The 25,913-nt window shown below is 36.3% G+C and carries 20 protein-coding genes, 1 rRNA gene and 6 pseudogenes; 14 read left to right on the top strand and 13 right to left on the bottom strand.

From position 1 onward, the window contains the following. Positions 1-216: 216 nt before the first annotated feature. The 5 genes and pseudogenes from AAGD99_RS04645 to AAGD99_RS04625 all read right to left on the bottom strand — a co-directional run. Positions 217-714 (bottom strand): hypothetical protein, encoded by a 498-nt coding sequence (locus tag AAGD99_RS04645; protein ID WP_341822719.1) that lies wholly within the window; start codon positions 712-714, stop codon positions 217-219. Beyond that, positions 707-1,948, bottom strand: coding sequence for a recombinase family protein (locus tag AAGD99_RS04640; RefSeq protein WP_341822336.1), 1,242 nt, complete (start codon positions 1,946-1,948; stop codon positions 707-709). Before AAGD99_RS04640 ends, AAGD99_RS04645 begins: the two co-directional genes overlap by 8 nt. Next, positions 1,942-2,118 (bottom strand): hypothetical protein, encoded by a 177-nt coding sequence (locus tag AAGD99_RS04635; RefSeq protein WP_182319925.1) that lies wholly within the window; start codon positions 2,116-2,118, stop codon positions 1,942-1,944. Before AAGD99_RS04635 ends, AAGD99_RS04640 begins: the two co-directional genes overlap by 7 nt. A 323-nt stretch (positions 2,119-2,441) precedes the next feature. Further along, complete coding sequence (locus AAGD99_RS04630) at positions 2,442-3,461, bottom strand: IS110 family transposase (RefSeq protein WP_341822222.1); 1,020 nt, start codon at positions 3,459-3,461, stop codon at positions 2,442-2,444. A gap of 116 nt (positions 3,462-3,577) precedes the next feature. Continuing rightward, a pseudogene (locus AAGD99_RS04625) lies at positions 3,578-3,775 on the bottom strand (Holliday junction resolvase); the annotation flags it as partial. 54 nt (positions 3,776-3,829) lie between these two features. Here AAGD99_RS04625 and ligA point away from each other — a divergent pair. After that, a pseudogene (gene ligA, locus AAGD99_RS04620) lies at positions 3,830-4,999 on the top strand (NAD-dependent DNA ligase LigA); the annotation flags it as partial. Position 5,000: 1 nt separating this feature from the next. Here ligA and AAGD99_RS04615 read toward each other — a convergent pair. Beyond that, positions 5,001-6,015 (bottom strand): IS630 family transposase gene (locus AAGD99_RS04615; RefSeq protein WP_341822251.1). Its coding sequence is split into 2 segments (ribosomal slippage): positions 5,001-5,549 and positions 5,551-6,015, totalling 1,014 coding nucleotides; the frame shifts between segments, so codons are not numbered across the junction. 75 nt (positions 6,016-6,090) lie between these two features. Between AAGD99_RS04615 and AAGD99_RS04610 the strand changes: the two are divergent. Both AAGD99_RS04610 and AAGD99_RS04605 read left to right on the top strand, forming a co-directional pair. Then, positions 6,091-6,694, top strand: a pseudogene (locus AAGD99_RS04610) (IS630 family transposase); the annotation flags it as partial. 377 nt (positions 6,695-7,071) lie between these two features. Continuing rightward, a pseudogene (locus tag AAGD99_RS04605) lies at positions 7,072-7,353 on the top strand (Rpn family recombination-promoting nuclease/putative transposase); the annotation flags it as partial. Positions 7,354-7,624: 271 nt separating this feature from the next. On the opposite strand, the gene AAGD99_RS04600 reads toward AAGD99_RS04605, so the two are convergent. Further along, on the bottom strand, positions 7,625-8,647 hold the full coding sequence (locus AAGD99_RS04600; RefSeq protein WP_341822718.1) for an IS110 family transposase: 1,023 nt from the start codon (positions 8,645-8,647) through the stop codon (positions 7,625-7,627). A 121-nt stretch (positions 8,648-8,768) separates the two neighbouring features. Between AAGD99_RS04600 and AAGD99_RS04595 the strand changes: the two are divergent. The 3 genes and pseudogenes from AAGD99_RS04595 to AAGD99_RS04585 all read left to right on the top strand — a co-directional run. Then, a pseudogene (locus AAGD99_RS04595) lies at positions 8,769-9,038 on the top strand (PD-(D/E)XK nuclease family transposase); the annotation flags it as partial. A gap of 427 nt (positions 9,039-9,465) precedes the next feature. Continuing rightward, positions 9,466-11,253 carry a group II intron reverse transcriptase/maturase gene (gene ltrA, locus AAGD99_RS04590; protein WP_341822236.1) on the top strand — a complete coding sequence of 596 codons (1,788 nt, stop codon included), beginning with the start codon at positions 9,466-9,468 and terminating at the stop codon, positions 11,251-11,253. Next, a complete protein-coding gene (locus AAGD99_RS04585; RefSeq protein ID WP_341822717.1) occupies positions 11,250-11,708 on the top strand; it encodes a hypothetical protein in 459 nt (152 codons plus the stop codon). Before ltrA ends, AAGD99_RS04585 begins: the two co-directional genes overlap by 4 nt. Here the strand turns inward: AAGD99_RS04585 and AAGD99_RS04580 are convergent. Next, positions 11,700-12,350, bottom strand: coding sequence for a hypothetical protein (locus AAGD99_RS04580; protein ID WP_341822716.1), 651 nt, complete (start codon positions 12,348-12,350; stop codon positions 11,700-11,702). The two genes, AAGD99_RS04585 and AAGD99_RS04580, sit on opposite strands and share 9 nt — an antisense overlap. A gap of 486 nt (positions 12,351-12,836) precedes the next feature. On the opposite strand from AAGD99_RS04580, the gene AAGD99_RS04575 reads away from it, so the two are divergent. From AAGD99_RS04575 to AAGD99_RS04550, 6 genes and pseudogenes are all read left to right on the top strand, one after another. Continuing rightward, on the top strand, positions 12,837-13,004 hold the full coding sequence (locus AAGD99_RS04575; RefSeq protein ID WP_341811913.1) for a hypothetical protein: 168 nt from the start codon (positions 12,837-12,839) through the stop codon (positions 13,002-13,004). A gap of 19 nt (positions 13,005-13,023) precedes the next feature. Next, on the top strand, positions 13,024-13,767 hold the full coding sequence (locus AAGD99_RS04570; RefSeq protein WP_341822715.1) for a transposase: 744 nt from the start codon (positions 13,024-13,026) through the stop codon (positions 13,765-13,767). A 16-nt stretch (positions 13,768-13,783) separates the two neighbouring features. Next, positions 13,784-15,206, top strand: a pseudogene (locus tag AAGD99_RS04565) (phage portal protein). A gap of 65 nt (positions 15,207-15,271) precedes the next feature. Then, positions 15,272-16,366, top strand: coding sequence for a S49 family peptidase (locus tag AAGD99_RS04560; protein WP_341822714.1), 1,095 nt, complete (start codon positions 15,272-15,274; stop codon positions 16,364-16,366). Between the two features lie 112 nt (positions 16,367-16,478). After that, a complete protein-coding gene (locus AAGD99_RS04555) occupies positions 16,479-17,942 on the top strand; it encodes an AAA family ATPase (RefSeq protein WP_341822713.1) in 1,464 nt (487 codons plus the stop codon). Between the two features lie 264 nt (positions 17,943-18,206). After that, on the top strand, positions 18,207-18,536 hold the full coding sequence (locus AAGD99_RS04550; RefSeq protein ID WP_341823210.1) for a head decoration protein: 330 nt from the start codon (positions 18,207-18,209) through the stop codon (positions 18,534-18,536). A 33-nt stretch (positions 18,537-18,569) separates the two neighbouring features. Here the strand turns inward: AAGD99_RS04550 and AAGD99_RS04545 are convergent. Then, a protein-coding gene (locus tag AAGD99_RS04545; protein WP_341822251.1) for an IS630 family transposase occupies positions 18,570-19,584 on the bottom strand; the annotation gives its coding sequence in 2 pieces (ribosomal slippage) (positions 18,570-19,118 and positions 19,120-19,584; 1,014 coding nt in all). 127 nt (positions 19,585-19,711) lie between these two features. Between AAGD99_RS04545 and AAGD99_RS04540 the strand changes: the two genes are divergently transcribed. Next, positions 19,712-20,707, top strand: a complete 996-nt coding sequence (locus tag AAGD99_RS04540; protein ID WP_341822712.1) for a major capsid protein — start codon at positions 19,712-19,714, stop codon at positions 20,705-20,707. Positions 20,708-21,124: 417 nt separating this feature from the next. On the opposite strand, the gene AAGD99_RS04535 is transcribed toward AAGD99_RS04540, so the two are convergent. The 4 genes from AAGD99_RS04535 to AAGD99_RS04520 form a co-directional block, all read right to left on the bottom strand. Next, a complete protein-coding gene (locus AAGD99_RS04535; protein ID WP_341822711.1) occupies positions 21,125-22,366 on the bottom strand; it encodes a hypothetical protein in 1,242 nt (413 codons plus the stop codon). 76 nt (positions 22,367-22,442) lie between these two features. Further along, positions 22,443-22,799, bottom strand: a complete 357-nt coding sequence (gene sdhD / locus AAGD99_RS04530; protein ID WP_253309857.1) for a succinate dehydrogenase, hydrophobic membrane anchor protein — start codon at positions 22,797-22,799, stop codon at positions 22,443-22,445. Next, positions 22,796-23,173 (bottom strand): succinate dehydrogenase, cytochrome b556 subunit, encoded by a 378-nt coding sequence (gene sdhC / locus AAGD99_RS04525; protein ID WP_265033417.1) that lies wholly within the window; start codon positions 23,171-23,173, stop codon positions 22,796-22,798. Before sdhC ends, sdhD begins: the two co-directional genes overlap by 4 nt. 100 nt (positions 23,174-23,273) lie before the next feature. Continuing rightward, positions 23,274-24,777: ribosomal RNA gene (locus AAGD99_RS04520) — 16S ribosomal RNA — on the bottom strand. 153 nt (positions 24,778-24,930) lie between these two features. Between AAGD99_RS04520 and AAGD99_RS04515 the strand changes: the two genes are divergently transcribed. Continuing rightward, on the top strand, positions 24,931-25,545 hold the full coding sequence (locus AAGD99_RS04515; RefSeq protein WP_341823209.1) for a hypothetical protein: 615 nt from the start codon (positions 24,931-24,933) through the stop codon (positions 25,543-25,545). Positions 25,546-25,913 lie beyond the last annotated feature (368 nt).

Raw genomic sequence — 25,913 nt, 5'->3', positions numbered from 1 at the left:
TGTCATCAAAGTAGCTTGACACTGGTTCCTTTATGACGGCAGTGTCCCTATGATGTCATGCAAGTAACCTCTATGATGTCATTCAAGTAGCTGACACTGGTTTCCATCCAAAAGGGTGTCGTCCCAGTGCCCAGACTACTTGGATCCAGGAAACTTAACTCTACACTAAGTAAATGTACAATAAGAACTAGATTCCAGACTGGAATGACAGCGGTCCTACGTCATACCGCCGCGGTATCTCACATAGATCCCGCTAACACGTAGCGGGATGACGAGATGCCACCGCGAACCGTCATACCGCCACGAACCGTCATACCTACCCCTACAACAACATTGCAAGCATTGATTTTTCTCCATATGAAAAGAGTCTGGAAGCTCTTTTACTCTAAACACGATGTTTACATCCTCAAAATTAATCTCAATTCGCTTAACTAACGTTCTAATAATATCACGTTTAGTTAGCCAGTCTGCATTATTAAGACTTGAGTTAATACTAGAGGAAAACCCCTCTAAATTTGTTACTACTAGAGTTAACTCTTGTGTGAGTTTTTTCTGATCAAATATCTTTTTCTTTTGTTCTTCAACCATTTTTAAGTTTTGTTTCATTGCTTTAATTCTTGGCTCAAATTCTTCTTGATCAATATATTCTTGAGTATAACTATCAATTAACCTTGCAATACCTCGTTTTAATTTATCTTCTTGTGTTTCAAGCAAAGCGCTTTTTTGATCTAGTGGTAAGTTCTGAAAGTCTACGTTTATACTCCTCTAATATTCTATTCGGATTTTTTAATAGATGTTTCACCTCTTCCCACACAGCCATGTCTAATGTATCTGTACGAATTAATTTGTTGTTACACATTTTATTACCGCCAAAACGGTATGAATCCGTGCCAACACAACGATAATATACCTGATTATTAGTTTTTTTCCCCTCCTTATTCCTTGCAGTGCTAGTACCATAATATGCATAATTGCAAAGCTTACATACTACTAAACCTTGCAATAAATGTCTTGCTCCTCTTTGTCTTGTTCTTGCTATTTTTCTATTCTCAGCTAATTGTTCTTGAACGATTTCAAATAAATCTTCGCTTACTATACTAGGTACTTTAATATAAATCCAATCCTCTTTTGGAACAGGATAAGTAGAATAATTATCTTTTGGATGCTCGCAGGAGTTTTTTTTCGGTCTTATATGTTTTAGTTTTACGCCAAACCTTGTTTTACCAAAAGCTGCTTGTCCTTTATAAGCAGAGTTTTTTAACATACTCAAAACTACAGCCCTATCCCAATACTCTTTTCCAGTTCTCGTCATAATGGACATAGCACTTAGCCTACGACATACTTCTCCTATACTGGCTCTTTCTCTTCCTACCAAAGAAAATACTTTACGAACAACTTCAGCTTCTTCTTCATAAATCTCAAATAAGGCCTGTCCTGTTTCTGTATTTTTGTTTATATAACGATAGCCATAAGGAGCAGCACTCATTACACTTATACAACCCTTATTTGCTGCATAAATCTTTCCTCGACGACTTCGTTCCATGATTTTTGCACGTTCGTATTCTGCTATCATACCTTGCATTTGTAATAGTAATTGAGATTCTGGATTATCGCTAATTTGATAATTTAAAAAAATGACTTCCACTCCTAATTTCTTAAACTCTTCAAGTAATATCATCTGATATGCATACTTACGAGATAAACGATCAGGAGAATGAATATAAACCTTATCAATGTTACCTTCTGCTATTTTATCACGTAATTTTTCCAAACCAGGACGGATTATGTTAGAACCACTATAACCATTATCAATAAATTTATATTCATTTAATAATTTATGTCCATCCATACTAATTTGATTCTCTATAGCAGCAATTTGGCTTGCTATTGTATCTTCTTGTGCTTGCCTACCTGAAGAAACTCTTGCATATAAACTAACTGTTACCATTTTACCGTCCTCAAATCTACTTTCTTATATTCAGAGTTTTCTTCCTTTTTGCTCGCTTTTATTGGTTTACTTAACACTAATTTTTCATATGCATCTAATAGATACAACTCTGCTAATCGATTTACTTCATAACTACAACTAATCCGAACTATTAATTTTTTGTTGCCCATGAGCTCTACCATATATTATTCATCGAGACATATGGTTATTTGATCATTAGCTCTATAAATAAATTCAACTCTCCGTTCTTTTTGTAGAAGCTTTCGAGAAATAGTCTTCTCAAGTTTCAGGTTTATTGCAATATTGTTGGCGGAGTCCTCTCCGCGGTCTGATATGGCTAATTTGTATTTTAGCCAAGCCGCACTATACTTGTTAGGCGGAAGTGGACGGCAACATGTGTCTTACGAAGTCTATGCTTCAACCTAGGATCTTGCTTATCCCTTCCATCGGCATTGCTATCTTTACTTTACATCAAATTATCTACTTTTTGCATTTATTGATAACAGAATTCTGTTTTACTAACCAACATCCTATGCATAATTACAGACAACTTCCGCGCTACGGCAACAATTGCTTTCTTCATACCCTTCTTTTTTGCAAGCCTCAATCCCCAGCTTCTCAATTTAAATTTCCTTTTACATTTTACCAGTAAGACTTGTGCTGCTTCGTACAACACATTCCTACATTCTACTGGTCCCATTTTTGATATACTTCCATGCCGATCAATCTCTCCAGAAGCGTACTGTCTTGGGCTCAATCCCATATAGGCTCCAACTGCATAAGATGTTTCAAACCTATATGCATCATCTATCGCAGCTTTGTATGTCATTGCTACTATAATACCAACTCCTGGAACAGTAGTTAATAATTTACAATCCTCATCTTTTTTACCTTGCTCTGAGAGCATTTTGTCAAGTTTTCTTATCGATTCTTCTATTGTTTCTAAGCTATGTACTAATGCTTCAATTGAGTTCTTGCTAATTTCATCTAGCTCATTAATTATTTCTTGCACTTTTAAAATGAAACTTGTAGATCTGGCACGCTGATCAATTTTTATCCCGTATATTTTTAATAATCCTCTTATTGTTCCCTCAATTTTCTCTCTGCTACGTGTTAATTGTCTTCTGCTTCCAAGCATTATTTTAATCTGACAAGCTTCATCTGACTTTACTAATACCTCTTTAAATAGCCCAACTCTCATCATTTGTGCTATACCTCTTGCATCATTTTTATCATTCTTATTGATTCTTGCAGACAATGCTGCTGCCATATGCCTTGCATCTACACAAGTTACTGGCAATCCAAATCTCCTCAATTCTTTGCACATTGATATTGATAGTTGTCCACTTTCTATCCCTATTGCTTCATATTTTTTGCTTTGACTAAGCAAATACTCCGCTATTGTACTGCTTTCACTTACAATAACTTCTTCTTTAACAATTTTTCCTTTCTCATCAACGATACTGATAAAAGTTTCCTTGAGTGAGACATCTAATCCACTATAATATTTCATAAGACTGCTCCTACTGTAAAAGTTTAAATTATTTTTGAAGAACTAATTCTATTGAACTTGTTACTTCGTGCTAAAATAATGGAGTATGTCTCTCCATCATTCAATAGCAATTACAGTATGTGTCTCCTTACCTCCTCAAAGTACACTGTAGAAATGTCTTTCAAGGAATTAAGCCAATTACTAAAATTTAAAAAGCACATGCCACCTCCGCTGAAACGGCTAGAGTGAAAACTCTCACTGCCACTTTGGATTACTCCATCTGTAAGAATTGCCCAGCCGGTTTGTTTGCCGAGGTCGAGTGTTAAAATAGACATCAATCCAATTGACAGTATCACTCCTTGCTCATTATAGCCTTGCGGCTTTGATTTAATATACAATCCGGTTCATTAAGACAACTAAATCCAAAAGTTACTGCCAGCAGGCCACTTAGGTATTTCGCATATTCTTTAATTGGTGGTACAGAAAACACCCAATCTGAAGTATTGAATAAGCTGAAAAAGCTAGGGTTCTGTGTAAATGAGCACCAATGCTTAGCAAACAATGTGGACGAGATGCTGAAGTTTTATAACAGGATTTATGATAATCGTCATGAATTAGGTTATGATATTGATGGGGTAGTGCATAAAATCAATAACTTACAATTGCAAGAACGTCTTGGAAGCACTAACAAGGCACCACGTTGGGCCATAGCACACAAATTTCCAGCAGCTCATGCAAAAACTAAGATAGTTGAAATATTAATACAAGTAGGCAAAACGGGTAAATTGAATCCGGTTGCAAAAGTAGTTCCAATAAATATAGGGGGGGTACTCATTAGCAGGGCAAATCTGTATAATAAAGATGAAATTAAGCGTAAGGACATAAGGGAAGGAGATATTGTAACAATCAAAAGGGCAGGAGATGTGATTCCTAAAATTATAGATGTAGATAAAAGTGCTCGTTCTCGAAAAGCACCAAAGTTTGTTTTTCCTGATATTTGCCCGGAATGTGGCAGTAGAGTTGATGACTGGGAAGCTACGATTAGATGTACCGGAGAAAACGTTTGCCCAGCACAGCAAATAGGAAAGTTAAAACATTTTGTGGAAGTTCTTGACATTAAAGGTTTTGGTGGTAAACAAGAGGAGTTCTTTTATGACCTTGGTTTGATAAGGAAAATATCTGATATTTTTGCTCTCGAAGAAAAACTAAAAAATTTCAACTTAAGTGAACAAGAAGGGTGGGGTGAAAAATTAATATCTAATTTATTGAATTCTATCAATAGTAGAAAAACCATAACCCTTGACAGATTTATATCTTCTCTAGGGATTCGATACGTCGGACCACACGTAGCAAAATTACTAGCAAAACATTATGGCTCATATGAAAATTGGATGGCTCAATTACCTTACGATAAGGAAGCTCCTAATAAATTAATGAGCATAATCGGTGTGGGCGAAAAGATTATAGATTCATTAATATCTTTCTTCTCTGAAAAGGATAATGTTGAAATGGTAAAGAATCTTGCTTCTCAACTAAAGATTGAGCCTGTAATACCAAATCTCATAAATAAGTAGGCAAATAACTCACAGAACAAATGGTTTTGATCGAACTTTCCGTAATATTACGAATGAATGCACATACAGTATCCTCCAATAAACTAACAGAGTCATATATTCTATTTTTAATGAGATTGTCTTTCAAATATTGCCATAAACGCTCTACTGGATTTAACTCTGGTGAATATGGAGGTAAATAGATTAAGGTAATATTTTGTGGTATTTTTAAACCTTTGGATCTATGCCATCCTGCACAATCCACAACAAGAAATGCCTCCCTTGTTCCTAAATATTGTGACATCTGCTCAAGGAATATATTCATACAATCAGTATTGACGTTTGGTACGAATAAGCTAGAACTCTCTCCATTTCTAGGATTAACTGCACTATAGAGATAAAAGTTTTGCCTACCTAATTTTACCTTAACCTGTGTCCTAATGCCTTTTTTAAACCACCCGTGTCCAATCTTTGAATGTGTGCCAAACCGCGACTCATCGAAGAAAAATAGCTCTTTTTCGGGATACGTGACAATAGTTTCATTAAGATTTTTTTTTAAACTCTTCTTGTTTATTTTTATCCTGTTTATTGTGCACAGGCCTTGGAGTAATATACGAAAAACCTAACTTTTGCATCAGTCTATGTGCTGTAGACTTACTTACCTCAATAGAAAACATTTTCTCAATTATGATTTTTAATTTCTTAGCCGTTAGGTTGGCTCCTTCTTCTGCTATGACATTTTTAATTTCTTCTTGCTGCTTGTAGCTCAACTTCGGCTTTACTCCACGTCCTGGTTGTATTTTAAACGCATTGACTCCTCCTTCCTTAAATCTTGTAATCCACTTCATCAATGTAGTTCTAGTAATTCGGTATATTTGAACAACTTTTGTTATTCCATATTCTTTTGCAGATATTATTGCCTGTAATCTTCTTCCTATCTCTCCTCTTATGCCGTGCTTCTTTAATTCCAGGTTACACTTATTATATAATTCTTCTCCTATTGCTTTACTTTTTCCTGCCATAACTCCCCACTAATTCTTAAATTATTCTATTTTAGAAATTTTTCTTTATTCGTCTATTTATTTTTAGGAATTGGTATTACTCCAAGGCCTGTGCACAATAAACAGGATAAAAATAAACAAGAAGAGTTTAAAAAAAAATCTTAATGAAACTATTGTCACGTATCCCGAAAAAGAGCTATTTTTCTTCGATGAGTCGCGGTTTGGCACACATTCAAAGATTGGACACGGGTGGTTTAAAAAAGGCATTAGGACACAGGTTAAGGTAAAATTAGGTAGGCAAAACTTTTATCTCTATAGTGCAGTTAATCCTAGAAATGGAGAGAGTTCTAGCTTATTCGTACCAAACGTCAATACTGATTGTATGAATATATTCCTTGAGCAGATGTCACAATATTTAGGAACAAGGGAGGCATTTCTTGTTGTGGATTGTGCAGGATGGCATAGATCCAAAGGTTTAAAAATACCACAAAATATTACCTTAATCTATTTACCTCCATATTCACCAGAGTTAAATCCAGTAGAGCGTTTATGGCAATATTTGAAAGACAATCTCATTAAAAATAGAATATATGACTCTGTTAGTTTATTGGAGGATACTGTATGTGCATTCATTCGTAATATTACGGAAAGTTCGATCAAAACCATTTGTTCTGTGAGTTATTTGCCTACTTATTTATGAGATTTGGTATAACTTGATACCCACGCTATTAAAGCTAAATTCTTGGTCATAAGCTTCAGATGGTTTACCAAGGTGGTGATGTCGTTGTAGATTCGTATTTTTACACACCAAAAAGCGTATCTTTGATGTCTCCTACAGCTCCAAATTCATGATATCCATTTGCTGGGGGTTTTAGGCACTTTATGAGGGGGTTATAAAAAGATGTACAAAAGGATCTAAGGTGCGTAGTAGCATTCTAGGGTCATCTATGAAGGTAGTTTTTTTGCCAACTCTTGAAATTTAGCTAAATTTACCACTTTAATAGACCTCAGCATAAAAACGTTGAATATTTCTTCAGAATTGTGTATAATTATTAATGCTTTTTAACTTACTTTCTCATGGCTCTCTCTAAATTTCTCAATGTGCGAAATGATTATGCATTTAAGAGAATATTTGGTACTGAAAAGAACAAAGACATTCTTATTCACTTTCTTAATGATATATTAGATCTTACTGATGACAACCAGATTAAAGATGTCTCCTTTCTCAGTCCCATTCAAGACCCTGTTATTGCCTCTCAAAAGCAAAGTATTGTTGATGTTCTCTGTGTTGATTCTACAGGGGTCAAAACCATAATTGAGATGCAAGTCGCTAAAACAAGAGGTTTTGAAAAACGTTCTCTAATTGCACATAAGTCAACAATAATTTTTATATAAACCAAAATAACATATTTCCTACATAATCTTTAATAATTTTACATACAAGAGCAGTGTGCTTCCATGGTTCTCTCCGCGGTCTGATATGACAACAAACTTGTCAAGCCGCACTATACTTGTTAGGTGGAAGTGGACGGCAACATGTGCCCAACGAAGTCTAGGCTTCAAGGTTTTTTCTTGCTTATCCCTTCCATCGGCATTACTACCTCGAGTAAAATTATTGTTTATGCTCCTCTTAATTGTAATAACAAAATTCTGTTTTATTGACCAACATCCTGTGCATAATTACAGCCAATTTTCTTGCTACTGCTACAATTGCTTTCTTCATCCCTTTTTTCCTTGTAAGTTTTAACCCCCAGCTTTTCAACTTAAAATTTTTCTTACTAACTGTAAGTAAGACTTGTGCAGCTTCATATAACATACTTCGACATTCCATGGGCCCCATTTTTGATATACTACCATGCCGATCAATTTCTCCAGAAGCATATTGTCTTGGTGTTAACCCCATATACGCTCCAACTGTACTAGATCTTTCAAATCTATTTGGGTTATCCACTGTTGCTTTATATGTCATTGCTACTATAGTACCAACACCTGGAGCAGTAGTTAATAATTTACAATCCTCATCTTTTTTGCCTTGTTCTAAGAGCATCTTGTCAAGTTTTTCCAATGACTTCTCTATTGCCTCTAAACTACAAACTAATGCTCCAATTGAAGCCTTACTTATTTCATCCAAATCTTTAATTGCTTTTTCTATTCTTAAAGACAAGCTTTCAAATTTTGACCCTTGACCGAGCTTTATCCCGTATATTTTTAATAACCCTCTTATTGTCCCAACAATCTGCTGGTAGCTGCATGTTAACTGTCTTCTACTTCCAAGTGCTATTTTAATTTGACAAGATTCATCCGATTTTACTAGTACTTCTTTATATAGCCCAGCCCTCATCATTTGAGCTATACCTCTTGCATCATTCTTATCATTTTTATTGATTCTTGCAGACAAAGCTGCTGCCATATGTCTTGCATCTACACAAACTACTGGCAAGCCAAAACTCCTTAATTTTTTGCACATTGATATTGAAAGTTGTCTACTTTCTACTCCTATAGTTTCGTAATTTTTGCCTTGTTCAAGCAAGTACTCTGCTATTGCCTTGCTTTCGCTTGCAACAACTCCTTCTTTAACAATCTTTCCTTTCTCATCAACGATACTAATGAAAGTTTCTTTGAGTGAGACATCTAATCCGCTATAATATTTCATGAGACTACTCCTACTGTAAAAGTTTAAATTGTTTTTGAAGAACTTATTCTACTGAATTTGTTACTTCGTGTTAAAATAATGGAGTATGTCTCTCCATCATTCAACAGCAATTACAGTATGTGCCCAATACTACGCTGCCAAAGCTTATTCAAGTCAAGCTGATGTAGGTGACCAGTATCATGACCTTAAAGGGGTTATCTTTATTGCTATTGCTGATTTTATCCTATTTCCTAATAAGCTGGCTTATAAGTCTGATCACGTGACTTTTGATAAGATGACCTTTGAACATGATCTCAAAGACTTTAGTTTCACTTTCATAGAGCTACCAAAGTTTAACAAAACAAAAGAAGATCAATTAGAAAATATTGTTGAAAAATGGATCTATTTTTTTAGTGCGACCCTGAAAGTCGTGGTTTTGTGGTGGTTAAATTCCACTTTCCCTAGACATCGGGGATAATGTATATCTCACATTTTAAAGGGTGGCAACCTTTGGGATGCAAGCATGAGATAAAAGCAGGTAACACTAAACCTCATGGTGAATCCCTGCAAACAGAGTTAGATATGATTACGAGAGGAACCTATGTTTGAATTGTCGTCAAAGCATAGTATGCGAAAAGAGGTTGAACTACGCATAGACCAAAATGGTACGAAGCAAAAGGGGAACTAAAGATTGAAGACTTTAGTTATTGATGTTCCCAGCTTCCGGCAAATAGTAGGAATCTAAGTTTAACGTGAAACGAAGCCATGGAACGGAGTAACCACATAAAAGCTCTTATATTCATAAAAATATAAGTAGGTAGCCAACCACAAGCTGCTATGTGGAAGGATTGTTTAAGAAGCTAATGCCCAAAGTAATATCTGGGATACGCAGACGTAAACACTTTAATTTGGAAGGTAAAGTGGTGAATAGTAGTGAATATGTTATGGACCAGCAAAAAGCTAGGTATGAATGGAATGGAATTCCTTGGCGAAAGCTGAAGAAATCTTCATTTAAGCTACAAAAACGAATTTACCAAGCTTCTAAATGTAATGATATCAGAAAGATGCATAATCTTCAGAGATTATTACTCAAATCAACAAGTGCAAAAACACTCGCTGTTAGGAAAGTAACACAGGACAATAGGGGGAAGAAGACTGCAGGTATTGATGGAAAGGCTAATCTTAATCAAAAAGAAAGATTACAACTATCATATTCTTTAGATATAAAAGAAAAAGCAAAGCCATCAAGACGCGTCTGGATCCCAAAACCTGGTAAGCCATCGGAGCATCGCCCGCTTGGTATACCTACTATATCGTGTCGAGCAAAACAAACACTTGTAAAAATGGCTTTAGAACCAGAATGGGAGGCAAAACTTGAGCCAAACACTTATGGTTTTAGACCTGGTAGATCATGTCATGATGCAATTGAAGCCATATTTGATGTGCTAAAACAGAAAACAGCATATGTATTAGATGCTGATATTTCTGGATGTTTTGACAATATTAACCATAATAAACTGCTTGAAAAGCTCAATACCACACCAACGTTAAAGAAAATCATAAGAGGATGGTTAAGGGCAGGCGTTATGGAAGATGGAAAGTTTCAATCCACAAAACGTGGTACAATTCAAGGAGGGACGATCTCACCGTTGCTAGCTTGTGTTGCATTACACGGATTAGAGCAACATATCAAAAAAGCATTAACAAACGAACTCTTTCAATGCATGAAAAGAAAATATGGTAGGATATCGCATAAAAATGCGCAAAAGTCTATTAGTGTAATTTTCTACTGTGATGATTTTGTCGTCATACATGAAAGTGAAGAAATTATTCTTAGGGCAAAAGTTCTAGTTGAAGAATGGTTAAAAACCATTGGATTAGAATTAAAGCCTTCTAAGACAAAAGTTTCTCATACATTAAAAATCATTAATGGAATAAAACCAGGATTTGATTTTCTTGGATTTTCAATAAGACAATATCCAACAAAAGAAAGTAAGAAAGGTTACAAATTATTAATAAAACCAAGTCGTAATTCTATAAAGCAGCATATATTTGCTATTAAACATAAACTTAGAGAAATGCGTGGGGCGCCACAGGAAGTAGTAATAAGGAATCTCAATCCAATCATTAGAGGGTGGAGTCAATATTACTCTTCAGTAGTTTCATGTAAAATCTTTAGCTCATTGGATAATACTATACATAGAAAGCTCTGGAAGTGGGCAGTCTTTAGGCACCCAAACAAAGGGAAATGCTGGATAAAAAGAAAATACTTTAAAAAGTATAATAACGATAACTGGCGTTTTATGACAAGTAACAAGATACATCTTATTATACACAGCGATCATGTTATTAAACGACATATCAAAGTGCAAAAAACCAGATCTCCATATGATGGTGATTGGGTTTATTGGGGTAATCGTCTTAGAGAAATACCAGATAAGCCATCAAGAGTAATAAAACTATTGAAGTTACAACAAAGTAAATGCGGTAATTGTAGACTATGGTTTGAAAGTGATGATATAATAGAAATACATCATAAAGACCGGAATAGACGAAACAATATGATCAAAAATTTATCTTTGTTACATGGGCATTGTCACGATGAATTACACAGGAGGTGTGCATGACAAGCACCAAATTAGAGAGAAGCCGTATGAGGCGCAAAGTCTCACGTACGGTTTTGAAGTCGAGTGAAGAGGGGCGACCTTCTTCACTTAGACAACAGCACGCAGATGAAACGAGCGAAGAGGATCTAAAAAAAATAATAGGTAGTGATGTAATTATTGGTAGGGCTTATGATGAGTTATACCAATATAATTGGAGTAAAGAAGAACGTCTTGCATATGATCAAGCTAAGAAACGTACCGATGATTATTTATCTACCCTTGAAGAAAAACTTAATGAAGGCATCCTAATCGGACATGAAAAAGGCAGAGCGGAAGGAAGGGAAGAGGGCGAAAAACAAGCTAAAATTGCTGTGGCTAAAAACCTGCTCAAAGCTGGCGTATCTGTCGACTTAATAGCTGAATCTACTGGCCTTCCTAAAGCTGAAATAGAGCAACTTCAGGAAGAATTAGCCTAAACAAGATCTTTGTAGCTGCTTGTCTACTGTTGGATCATTTAAATAAGTTTGAGGTTCATTGCCTGCTTTTTCTGGTAACTGACTCTTTGACCGACTAGCGCTAGTAAGAGAAACAGCAGCAAGTATAGAATTAATTGTTCCTTTAACCAACTGTTCTAATAAAGGTTGTTTCGGCTTGCGTGTTTGCTCTGCTTCTTCTATTTCACGTTTTGAACCCATGAAAGGAATTACTTTAGTTGCTCGTATCACTTCTTCTATATTTTTACTATTTTTCAAGCTATCAAGATATTCTCTAGCTGTCATACTTACTTCTTTTTTACCTAGATAATCTTGGAACTTTTTGCTACTTAAATTCATATCAGCGTTAATAAGTAACGGTACACTACCTTCCACATTAATTTTAATTCCAAAGTCATATAACTGTACTCTGGATACTTCTTGACCATTAACTTTTATAAGACCAAACTCCTTATCTTGCTCTGCTAAAAGTTGACGTTCTGTTTTAATTTCTTTTGTTAGAATTTGCTTATCTCCACTCGATAATAGCTCGTTAGCTCGCTCAACATCAAAATGCTCAACAAGAAAGCCTTTTTCTTCTACTTCATAGCCAGCAGACTCTACTGCTTTTTCTACAACTTTCATAAGCTGATCAACGCTTTTTAATCCAGGAACAAATGCCGTATTACTATCAAAATAAGCATAATTATTACCAGTTCTATAAATAGCAACAACATGATTACTTGTTACTAAGTGAATAGCAAAATCGCCCTTAACTTCAATTATGTAATTTGATAAATCACTAAGTGTTTTGTAGCCCTTGGTATGGATTAAGTCTGAAGGTAGGCTACTTGTAGAAGAACCTAACTTTCTCTCAAAGCTATCAAGTAATTTACTAAAAGCAAAAACTTCTCTTTCTTCTCTTTTAGATTGTATATTAAATCAAAGCCGCAAGGCTATAATGAGCAAGGAGTGATACTGTCAATTGGATTGATTGATAGAAATCGTAGGTATCTCAGTACACTCCTAGCTTTAAGAAATGTAGTACGAACGGTAGGGGGATCTAAAAGATCGAATCACAATCCTGTACAGCATTTACATTATTATTTGATTATATTTATAGGTACAAAAATGGCTAGAACAGTTTTTATGGGTATTGATGTTTCAAAAGAAACACTTGATATCTCAATCAACAATAAACATCAGCGTATAGAAAATGTAGAGACAGCTATATCTGAGTTTATAAAGTCAAAAATGGCTAACGTATTTGTTAAGTTATGTGTAAACAGGCGGTTATGAAAGACTTGTCGTAAAACTGTTGCAAGAGCATAACATAGCTGTCCATAGAGCTCATCCAAATCGGGTATATGCATTTGCAAAAGCCTGCAATCACTTTGCAAAGACCGATAAATTAGATGCAAAACTGTTGGAAAAATATGTTGAATTCATCGCAAAAAACGATGGGGTAAAAGAGTGTATGGTTTCACAAAAGCAAGAGGAATTAAAAGAGCTAAGAACAATTGAGCGAAATCTAGGCGATGAGATTCACGCAAACAAGTGCCGCTTACACACTGCTACAGGAAAAGCCAGAGAATATCTAGGAAAGCAAATAGAATTTGCAAAAAAGCAATCAGAGCAAGTTAGGAAAGATATAGAAGGCATAATAAACTCTGACCCTGATTTGAAGGAAAAAAGCAAACTGCTAACTAGTTACAAAGGTGTTGGACAAAAAATTGCAAGTATTCTTCTTGTAGAAGTACCTGAACTTGGCAGATTAGATAATAAGGAAATAGCATGTTTAGTTGGGGTTGCACCAAAAACTAATGAAAGCGGAAGGAAAATGAGCAAAGCCCAGATCATAGGTGGCAGATTTTATGCTCGAAAAGCATTATACATGTCTGCTGTGGTTGCAATGCGTCATAACAGAAAAATGAAAGTACTTTACCAGCGTTTAGTTGACTCTGGTAAAGCCGCCAAAGTCGCTCTAGTTGCTATAATGAGAAAAATCATCATTTGTTTAAATGCTATGATAAAAAACAATAATTTTTATCTTGATGTTTAATACGGTAGATATCATGATGCTACTAAAATCATTCAAACAATTATTCCGCAAACCAAAAATCAAGAGCTCAGCCTGGGATGCATCAGGTTCAGGAAGGAGATTATTGCACTTTCAACCAGAGTCAGGAAGTATAAATAGCTTACTTTCCCAAAGCCTTGAACACTTACGCAGTCGGTCTCGTGATATGGTAAGAAAGAACTCCTATGCAGCAAACATAATCGATACGATAGTAAGTAACTCTGTTGGGACAGGAATAAAACCGCAGTCAAAAGCCAAAGATGCAGAGTTTCGCAAAAGAGTTCAAGAATTATGGCTGAGATGGACAGATGAAGCAGACAGTAGCGGAGTGAGTGATTTTTATGGATTACAAGCTTTGGTTTGTAGGAGCATGATAGAAGGAGGAGAATGTTTTGTAAGACTCCGAACAAGAAAACGAGAAGATGGACTTTGTGTGCCGTTGCAACTGCAAGTACTGGAATCAGAGCATTTAGGCAATAAGAGCAATCAAACCCTTGCAAATGGTAATATTATTCGCAGTGGCATTGAGTTTAACAGACTTGGACAACGAGAGGCGTATTACCTTTTTCGAGAGCACCCTGGTGAAGGATCATTTGGAGAATCAGTGAGAGTGCCAGCAAACGATGTTTTGCATATCTATAGACCGCTAAGACCTGGGCAGATTCGAGGAGTACCATGGTTGTCCAGTGTACTGTTAAAGCTCTATGAACTTGATCAATATGATGATGCAGAGTTGGTGAGAAAGAGGACAGCAGCGATGTTTGCGGGGTTTATTACGAGACTTGATCCAGAAGCAAATATTTTAGGTGAGGCGCAAGCAAATGAGCATGGAGTAGCACTATCAGGTTTAGAACCTGGGACTATGCAGCTTTTAGACCCGGGAGAGGATATAAAATTTTCAGAACCATCAGATGTTGGAGGAAGTTATGAAGCATTCATGAAACAGCAGCTCAGGGCAATAGCAGTAGGCATGGGAATAACTTATGAGCAGCTAACAGGAGATCTAAGTGGTGTCAATTATTCATCAATCCGAGCTGGGTTAATAGAGTTTCGCCGAAGGTGCGGAATGTTACAGCATAACGTGGTAGTATTTCAGCTTTGCCGACCAGTATGGAATAGGTGGCTAGAATTAGCCCTACTCTCAGAAGAACTTGATATAGGCAAAGAATGGACGAAAAAAGGGGGAAAAGAAGAAGTAAAATGGATAGCACAAGGATTTGATTGGGTGGATCCGCTAAAAGACCAGCAAGCACAGCAAATGGCAGTAAGAAATGGATTTAAGAGCAGGTCAGAAGTAGTATCAGAACTTGGTTATGATGTAGAAGAAGTCGGACCAAGAAATTGCCGAAGATCAAAGACGTGCTAGTGAACTGGGCTTAAATTTTGATTCTGATGTGAATTCTAATGCTGAAATGATATAAAATTCTATTTCTATGACAAATGGGTTTTTATTGCCCCAGACACAAATAAAAAATTTTAAAAACATATGACGACACAAATAAATTGGATGAATAAGCCGATGATGATAGAGCAAAGGAGTTTTGAATTATTGTCATTACATGCTGGAAAACACCCTACGTTTAAAAACATAAAACACACTGCAGAAAACAACGTAGAAAAAATAGCAATAATACCAATACATGGAATTTTGACCAAGAAACCAGGAGCTTTTGATGACATGTTGGGAATGACATCGTATGAGCAAATAGAAGAACAAATTAAACAAGCATTAGCAAATAGTAGTATAGAGACAATTTTACTGGACATAGACAGCCCCGGAGGGGAAGTAAACGGTTTATTCGACCTTTCTGACTTTATTTACGAAGCAAGGGCATTAAAAAAGATCGTAGCAATAGCAAATGACGATGCATATTCTGCGGCGTATGCGATAGCGTCAAGTGCTGAAAAAGTATTGGTAACAAGAACATCAGGAGTTGGAAGTATAGGAGTAATAGCAAGTCATATAGATCAAAGTGGGTTCGATGAAAAACAAGGGATAAAATATACCACAGTATTTGCAGGAAGTCGAAAGAACGATTTAAATCCGCATGAGCCAATAACATCAGAAAGTGTGGAAAGCTTACAAAAAGAAGTAGATCGTCTATATGAAATGTTTTTGCAGCTTATAGCAAGAAATAGAGGTCTTTCAACGGAAAAGATCAGATCAACAGAAGCAGGGCTATATTTTGGTGAGAAAGCAATAGAAATAGGTCTTGCTGATGGAATCACAACGTTTTCTGAATTTATAGATAATTATAGGAGAAATAATATGACTAAAACTGAGATAAAAGAACAAGCAATAGATATTGATGATCTAATTGAGCAAGGAAGATGTTTAGGGTACGAGAGCTGCCGCACGGAAGTATTAGAGGTGATAAGATTATGTAATTTATCAAAGATGCCAGAGAAAATAGGAGAATTTATTGAGCAAGGTGTAAATGCAAAACAAGCCCAAGAAATATTAATGTCGATACTGGCGGAGAGAACGAAGAAGACAGAGATTTTGAGTACAATACCGCAAAATACACCAGAAGACTTGATGATGCAGGTAGCGAAAAGTCGAGCAAAATCGGGCATTTGATGGTGGTCTACTCTTAACCGCGGTATATAATGCTAACATACGCCGCGGTAAAATAAAGTTGATCATCTTATAACCGCGGTATATAATGCTAACATACGCCGCGGTAAATTGTATGAGTGAACCAATAATTGGTAGAGAAAAAGAAATAGCCATCCTAGAAAATAAGCTTCTTTCCCAATCAGCCGAGTTTATCGCAGTGTATGGTCGACGTCGTGTAGGAAAAACATATTTAATAAAACAATTTTTCAACAAACGTGATGTAATCCTATTTGAGCAGACAGGTCTCAACAAAGGTGCTTTGAAGGAGCAGCTTGAGATCTTTGCAGAATCATTATCTAGATCTTTTTACAATGGTGTAAGAATGGCTTTGCCTAAAAACTGGATGGATGCATTGCATCAATTAACTCTTTCGATTGATATTCATAGAAATGAGCAGGTTGTTTTATTTTTTGATGAGTTGCCATGGCTTGCTGCAAGAAAATCTGGATTTTTAGTAGCACTGGAACACTACTGGAATGTATATTGGACATATCGAAAAAGGCTTATATTGATCGTGTGTGGTTCAGCAGCATCATGGATGTTAGAAAATTTAATCTATAATAAAGGAGGATTACATAACCGTATTACTGCAAGAATACCTTTGCAGCCTTTTAACTTAAGTGAAACTAAAGAGTATCTAAGGTATTCAGGAGTCAATCTTAATCACCAGCAGATATTACAGATCTATATGGCCATGGGAGGGATACCACACTACCTTAAGGAAGTAAGTCAAGGATTATCAGCAGCACAAAATATTAATGCGATCTGTTTTCAGAAGGAAGGTTTGTTATTTGATGAATTTGATATGTTGTTCCACTCGTTGTATGAAGAACCAGAAATATATATAAATATTATTCGTGCGATTGCAAGAAAGCCAAAAGGGATCAGCAGGAAAGAACTTATAAAAGCAACTAAAATCACTGAAGGTGGGTACTTAACTACTAAACTAAGGAGCTTAGAAGCAGCAGGATTTATTGGAGGTTTTTTACCACTGAATAAGGCAAAGAGAGGAGTATATTACAGGGTAATGGACGAATATGTGTTATTTTATCTAACGTGGATTGAACCATTCAGAGAAGTAATGAAAAAGGCAATAACAAGTGATGTTCATTATTGGGAGTTAGCAATAAAAAAACCAGCTTGGCTAACATGGACAGGACAAGCATTTGAAGCAGTGTGTTTTAAACATGCCAATACGATTAAAAGAAAACTAGAGATGGAACATATACTAACTGTATGTGGTGAGTGGCAATATCACCCAGAGAAAGACAGCGAAGAAAGTGGTGCTCAGATAGACTTGGTGTTTGATCGAGAGGATGGATGTACGACACTTTGTGAAATAAAATACAGTGATAAGCCTTATACGATAACAAAAGAATATATAGAACAGTTAAGAAAAAAAGAGGCAATTTATAAAGAGAAAACTAGGTCAAAGAAACAAATATTTTGGGTACTTATTGCTGCAAATGGAGCGACTGAAAACCAGCACTTGAAAGATATAATCAACAAAGTGATTACGTTAGAAGATTTATTTTAACTTAACATCAAAATTTTAGAAAAACTTAAGCAGTTTTTTTAAGTAACAAATATAGGAGAAAAAACATGACAAGTATAACTGAAACAAATAATTTAGCTCAATCAGTTGTTCGGAACTTTTCAGTATAAATAATCAGGGAAGAGAACCTTGCTAAATTACGGTCCTTTATGACCAAGGCGATCTACGGTTCCTCTTCTCTGCATGTTCTTAATATTACCACTTTGTAATATTTATGAACTTGTTTTTAACATATAAGGTGATCTTCTGAAATATGAAGTATATAGAGATTATACAAGAGAGGAAATAACCGTAGCCAAAGGACAAAACCTCAAACTTGGAACAGTTGTTGGCTATGATAAAGATAACATGATTAAGATAATAAATCCGACAGCCACGGATGGGACGCAAACAGCGATAGGTGTAATAACAAGTGATGTAAACGCAACGGAAACCATCAAAGCAGTAATCATTACTCGTATTGCAATGTTAGCAGATCATGCAGTTGTGTGGCCAGCAAATATCATCGAAGAGCAGAAAGCTGCAGCAATAAAGCAACTTGAAGCACGAGGCGTTATCATCCGCAAGGGAGTTTAACGAGCTACCAGACTCAGCAACTTATACCAAATCTCATAAATAAGTAGGCAAATAACTCACAGAACAAATGGTTTTGATCGAACTTTCCGTAATATTACGAATGAATGCACATACAGTATCCTCCAATAAACTAACAGAGTCATATATTCTATTTTTAATGAGATTGTCTTTCAAATATTGCCATAAACGCTCTACTGGATTTAACTCTGGTGAATATGGAGGTAAATAGATTAAGGTAATATTTTGTGGTATTTTTAAACCTTTGGATCTATGCCATCCTGCACAATCCACAACAAGAAATGCCTCCCTTGTTCCTAAATATTGTGACATCTGCTCAAGGAATATATTCATACAATCAGTATTGACGTTTGGTACGAATAAGCTAGAACTCTCTCCATTTCTAGGATTAACTGCACTATAGAGATAAAAGTTTTGCCTACCTAATTTTACCTTAACCTGTGTCCTAATGCCTTTTTTAAACCACCCGTGTCCAATCTTTGAATGTGTGCCAAACCGCGACTCATCGAAGAAAAATAGCTCTTTTTCGGGATACGTGACAATAGTTTCATTAAGATTTTTTTTTAAACTCTTCTTGTTTATTTTTATCCTGTTTATTGTGCACAGGCCTTGGAGTAATATACGAAAAACCTAACTTTTGCATCAGTCTATGTGCTGTAGACTTACTTACCTCAATAGAAAACATTTTCTCAATTATGATTTTTAATTTCTTAGCCGTTAGGTTGGCTCCTTCTTCTGCTATGACATTTTTAATTTCTTCTTGCTGCTTGTAGCTCAACTTCGGCTTTACTCCACGTCCTGGTTGTATTTTAAACGCATTGACTCCTCCTTCCTTAAATCTTGTAATCCACTTCATCAATGTAGTTCTAGTAATTCGGTATATTTGAACAACTTTTGTTATTCCATATTCTTTTGCAGATATTATTGCCTGTAATCTTCTTCCTATCTCTCCTCTTATGCCGTGCTTCTTTAATTCCAGGTTACACTTATTATATAATTCTTCTCCTATTGCTTTACTTTTTCCTGCCATAACTCCCCACTAATTCTTAAATTATTCTATTTTAGAAATTTTTCTTTATTCGTCTATTTATTTTTAGGAATTGGTATTACATAGAAACAACTTAAAACACACAGCATTAAAGGGAAAGGGGGAAAGAATGCAAAATCCATTTACAAATCCAGCATTTAGTATGACGGAATTAACTAAAGCAATAAACATATTGCCGATAAATTATGGTCGCGTCGAAAATTTAAAATTATTTCCAAGTAAATCAGTAAAAGTTCGTCATATTACCATAGAAGAGCAAAACGGGGTATTGAGTTTATTACCAACGCAAGTTCCGGGAGCACCAGCAACAGTAGGAAAACGAGGAAAAAGGAAAATAAGAACTTTTACCATTCCGCATATTCCTCATGATGACGTAGTGTTGCCTGAGGAAGTACAAGGGATAAGGGCATTTGGGTCAGAAAGCGAACTTACGGCACTGGCGAGTGTAGTAACAGATCATCTGGAGTTGATGAGAAACAAACACGCAATAACGTTAGAACATTTGCGAATGGGGGCGCTCAAAGGAATAATTTTGGACGCAGATGGCAGTGAGTTATTAAATCTGTATAACGAATTTGAAATTACACCGAAAGTAGTAAATTTTGCACTGGGAACAGCAACCACCGATGTCAAGCGTAAGTGTCTGGAAGTATTGCGCCATGTTGAGGACAACTTAAGTGGTGAATATATGACGGGGATTCATAGTCCTGAGTTTTTTGATGCTTTAACTTCTCATGCCAAAGTAAAAGAAGCATACGAGAGATGGCAAGAAGGAGCAGCACTCCGGAACGACATGAGGTCAGGATTTACATTCTGTGGAATAACATTTGAGGAATATAGAGGGCAAGCAACTGATCCTGAAGGAAACGTAAGAAGATTTATTGAAGGAAATACCGGACATTGTTTTCCACTTGGTACAGCAAGCACATTTACTACTTACTTTGCGCCAGCAGACTTTAATGAGACGGTAAATACACTAGGACAACCGTTATATGCAAAACAAGAGCCAAGAAGGTTTGATAGAGGGACCGATTTACATACTCAGTCAAATCCTTTACCAATGTGCCATCGCCCAGGAATATTAATCAAAGTCGTTGCAGCATAACAATACTGGTAGAGCAACTACAAAAGTGGTGAGGCATGAAAGTGCTCTACCAGTATGCCCCTTCTTAGCGTGCATGTAGAGGTTAGTGCATAAAGGTAAAGTATGCAAGCATCGAACAGACGAAATCTGTCAAATCAGAAAGAAACACACAAATTTAAGTTTTTAGTAGTTTTCAAGTATAGTTGTACAGGGAGCGCCTCTGCAGTTATGACCGACATTTTCAATGGTGCCTAAGTGCCCGTATGCAAGCATGGTTTTGGAAGGAACGGTCAAATCATTGATGGAGTCATTTAGACTACCTCGGTTAAGAAAATTAATTAAATAATTAACATCTTATGCTAATAGTAAAATGCATGCAAGTTTTTGTTGTGGAATAGTTAATAAAGAAAGTAAATGTTAATTTAAAGTAGTGGCCGGTTAGCGAGGAGGTAATTGAAATTTTTCGTCTTGCAATGAACTCCGTCTGCTTAGTACTTCATTAACATGAGGAGTATCACTCACTTTTTCAACATCTGCTTTTTTAGACGCAGCTATTTTCTCATTACTTTTGTTTTGCAACTTCTCCTTCTTTAAGCTTTTTCCAATATCTGGTTCTCTAGATTTATCTATACTTTCACTACTTTTATTTGACGGCTTCTCTAAGTCTTTTTCAATACCTGGCCTTCTAGCGTTAAGCTCATCCCATGTGCCCACTATACTAAGTGGCTTATGATCCTTTTGCCCTGGCTTTAGCCTTTCTCCACCTTTAATAACATTAAAGTCACTTCTTGCTTCTTCCCAACATCCTTTCAATTGGTGTTTCCACATAGTGAAGTAAGCATCACCATACTTCTTCTTATCTGCTACAAATAATAAAATTGGAGCCTTAAGTATGGTAGCTCCCATATTCACTAAATTTTTTACTGCCATTGCAGGGGTGAACAAAAGATAGCCAAAAGACTTTGCAATTGGGTTTTGTTCGCTTATTAAATACTCCCCTAACTTTATAGGAAGAGAGGTCAACAATTTAGTACAAACTTTAGCCAAGCTTGTAGCAAAAACGATAGGAACAGATATAAGACTTTTATCTAGCTCTAGATTACCATCCTGATCTCTAATTTCTGAAAAATGGGTGCTTAGCTTCTTGTAATCACTAGCGTATAGTAATTTTCCATTTCTTCCTTTTTCATCTCTATCTTTCTCATCAACTTCTCCCGTGTCATCATTGATGAAGCAACCTTTTTTAGCAAGAAAAGAAGAATTAGTTAATCTAAGTAACTTAGTATCAACCTCAAAGACCGGCAAGTGTTTTTCAAGATCTATTTTTGAAAACTTAAATGGCTTATAAAATTTACTATAATCATTAACCTCACGCCTACCTTTACTAACTAAAAAGTCAATAGTAAAGTAAGATTTTTTATCAATTTCCTTAACCAAGGCTAGATCAAATTTGTATTCATTATATATAAGCTGGTACTCTGGATTTCCGTCTTTATTTTTTACAACTCTCCCAGAATCTACAATCTGATCATAATTTTTTGGATATTGACACTTTCGTCCATCCTCATATATCATTACCTTTCTAAGGTCTTTGACATAAACTTGAGACTCAGATGAACTAAATAGATCCTTCACCTTTAGCGTAAGGTCTATTCCCCACTTTTTCAATGTCTCTAACATATTGCTAAACCAAAATCGCTATAGTTCAATGATAAAACTAGTACACTAATAATATATTAACACAGAATTGGCAATTTTACAAGAAAATATGCCTGTAGAAGACAAAGATTGTAAAAGCGAGGGTTATATAAGTAATGCTTGATAAGTACTTTATGCATGTAATTGTGAAAATCCTTAGAGATACGCTGTGTATATAATCTTCACACACTACCTGCATTCCAAGAACTGCGTGCCAAAAAATGCAAAACAACAATACAACAAAAAATAAAAGCTCTAGAGGGTGATTAATAAATTTTTCACTAAAAGACAAAGAGCTATCAGTATAAAATGCGCAAGAAAATGAATAGATAAACCAAGGAAACAGGAGCAGTAAAATTACCGCAGAAACACGCTGGACCCACCAATGATGTACTGAATTTCCAGATTGACTCATATAAACATAAATAAAAAAGCAATAGTAGAAAGAAGTAGCGTTACTGTCAGCAGTATAGCACTCCTTGAAACGCCAGTAATTTCTAAATTAAGCCCAACATCCCACAATAAATGACGAATACCATTAAGAAAATGATATACAAAACTTATAAAACATAAGACATAAGCTAATTTAGCAACAGGAGTGAATAATAATGCATTTAAGTACCTTACTATAAGTAACTCAGGAAAGTAAACATGTAATATGAAATACCAAGAAAGTATCATTAATAAAAGGAATAGCAAGATACCAGTCAATCTGTGCATAATAGAGAAAAAACTAGTAACTTGTACTTTATATATTTGTAAATGTGGAGAAAGAGGCCTATCACTCATAAAATTCCGTTATTGGGAAATTAAAATAAAGTAGAAGTAAAGACAGCAGTATAGCACATAACAACACCATCATTAAAAATGGTAAGTTATGCGCAAGGCCCAAGGAGGTAATCCAGCTGCAGATTCCCCTACTGCTACCTTGTTACGACTTCACCCCAGTCACCGATCCCACTTTAAATAACTCCCTCCTTGCGGTTAGGTCGTTAGCTTCGAGTGAAACCAATTCCCATGGCGTGACGGGCAGTGTGTACAAGACCCGAGAACGTATTCACCGTGGCATGCTGATCCACGATTACTAGCGATTCCAACTTCATGTACTCGAGTTGCAGAGTACAATCCGAACTGAGATGGCTTTTAAGGGATTAGCTTAGCCTCGCGACTTTGCAGCCCATTGTAGCCACCATTGTAGCACGTGTGTAGCCCACTCCATAAGGGCCATGATGACTTGACATCATCCCCACCTTCCTCCAGTTTATCACTGGCAGTTTCCTTAAAGTCCCCAGCATTACCTGATGGTAACTAAGGATGAGGGTTGCGCTCGTTGCGGGACTTAACCCAACATCTCACGACACGAGCTGACGACAGCCATGCAACACCTGTGTGAAATCCGGCCGAACCGACCCTATCCCTTCGAATAGGTATAATTTCCATGTCAAGGAGTGGTAAGGTTTTTCGCGTTGCATCGAATTAAACCACATGCTCCACCGCTTGTGCGGGTCCCCGTCAATTCCTTTGAGTTTTAATCTTGCGACCGTAGTCCCCAGGCGGAATGTTTAACGCGTTAGCTGTAATACAGAAAGTAAACTTCCCATATTTAACATTCATCGTTTACAGCGTGGACTACCAGGGTATCTAATCCTGTTTGCTCCCCACGCCTTCGCGCCTCAGCGTCAGATTTGAACCAGATAGACGCCTTCGCCACTGGTGTTCCTCCTAATATTTACGAATTTCACCTCTACACTAGGAATTCCTCTATCCTCTTTCAATCTCTAGGTTAGCAGTTTTAAAAGCAGTTCCAAGGTTAAGCCTCGGGATTTCACTTTTAACTTACTAACCAGCCTACGCGCCCTTTACGCCCAATAATTCCGAATAACGCTAGCCCTCTCCGTATTACCGCGGCTGCTGGCACGGAGTTAGCCAGGACTTCTTCTGTGAGTACCGTCATTATCTTCCTCACTAAAAGAGCTTTACAACCCAAAGGCCTTCTTCACTCATGCGGCATGGCTGGATCAGGCTTTCGCCCATTGTCCAATATTCCCCACTGCTGCCTCCCGTAGGAGTCTGGACCGTATCTCAGTTCCAGTGTGGCTGATCATCCTCTCAGATCAGCTATAGATCATTGCCTTGGTAGGCTATTACCCCACCAACTAGCTAATCTAATATAGGCTCATCTAATAGCAATAAATTTTTCCCCCGTAGGGCGTATACGGTATTAGTTGCCGTTTCCAACAATTATTCCGTACTACTAGGTAGATTCCTATATATTACTCACCCGTCTGCCACTAAGTTATACCATAGCAAGCTACAATATAACTCCGTTCGACTTGCATGTGTTAGGCCTGCCGCCAGCATTCATTCTGAGCCAGGATCAAACTCTCAAATTTAGACTTCAACCTATAAAAGGTTGAGGGTACATCGGATAAATCCGACAAAAAATAATTTAGCTTAATACTGCTGTCTTTATTTCTACTTTAGAAATATTTTAATCTCCAACTATTCAAACAACTTTGAGAATATTATTATGTGATATAATCACTATGTCAATATGTTTTTGCAAATCAAAAGCATTAATGTATAAATATATAACTATTTGGAATATTACCGTGAAAAAATACATCTTTCTGCTTGCACTCGCACCAATGTTAGTTGGCATCACATTATACTTATTGCGCAACATTGATAACACAAAACAATCTATAACTGCGGGTGACAAGTTTTACGAAGTATTATTCTTTAAAAAAGATAATAAGCCGCTGCTAGAAGAAATAGATTCAAATTGGGGGTATTTAGCAAATTTTGAACACGCATTCAATCATATCTCAGATTCAATGCCAACAAACACAGCATCTATTTATAATGATTTGGCAGATGATAAAGATGCTCCTAATGTTTTGCGTGAGTTAGCACAATACTTAGAGGTAATGAGCTTACTTCACTCCAACGGTGAAAAAATAAATAAAGATAAAATTGATAATTTAGAATCAAGTGCAGTGTATCCTTATTCAAGCCAAGAAGCTATCGCTGTAGTAAAGATACATAATAACGACATTAAAGGTGCAACTGAAATATTGCGTTCCCTATTAAATGACAGAAAATGCCCTATCCTAATCAAAGCTAATGCACAAGAACTACTCAGGATATATGGAAGTTAACTCATTAGACTTTTTGTATAGTTTTTGGCAACAACCGTTAGAAAAGAAAAAACCTACTTGACAAACTCCGCCAGCCCCCTTATCATGATAGTGAAGGTATTCAGTTATCTTCATCTGTGCAGATTAAACAGCAAGAAAACAACGTAGTTGGCGTCTTATTTTTAATTTTTTGCACTATGTGCACCTTATGTCTTCACAACGTTTCTGGGTTTTTACCTATATAAGCTGAAACGCGCTTATAAGTCGTTTAAGACAGTATAGTACGCCAATTTGCAGGATTAGAGAGTGACAACTAGCTAACACGGGGTTTCTTTTGCCTTTTTTTCTGCTTAGTAAATTTCTTAAATATTTAAACTAAGGTGAGTTGC

This window comes from Wolbachia endosymbiont (group A) of Clivina fossor (assembly GCF_964026865.1).
GTDB lineage: Bacteria > Pseudomonadota > Alphaproteobacteria > Rickettsiales > Anaplasmataceae > Wolbachia.
The sequence above is the reverse complement of the archived record's forward strand: the minus strand, read 5'-3'. Positions and strand labels throughout refer to the sequence as shown.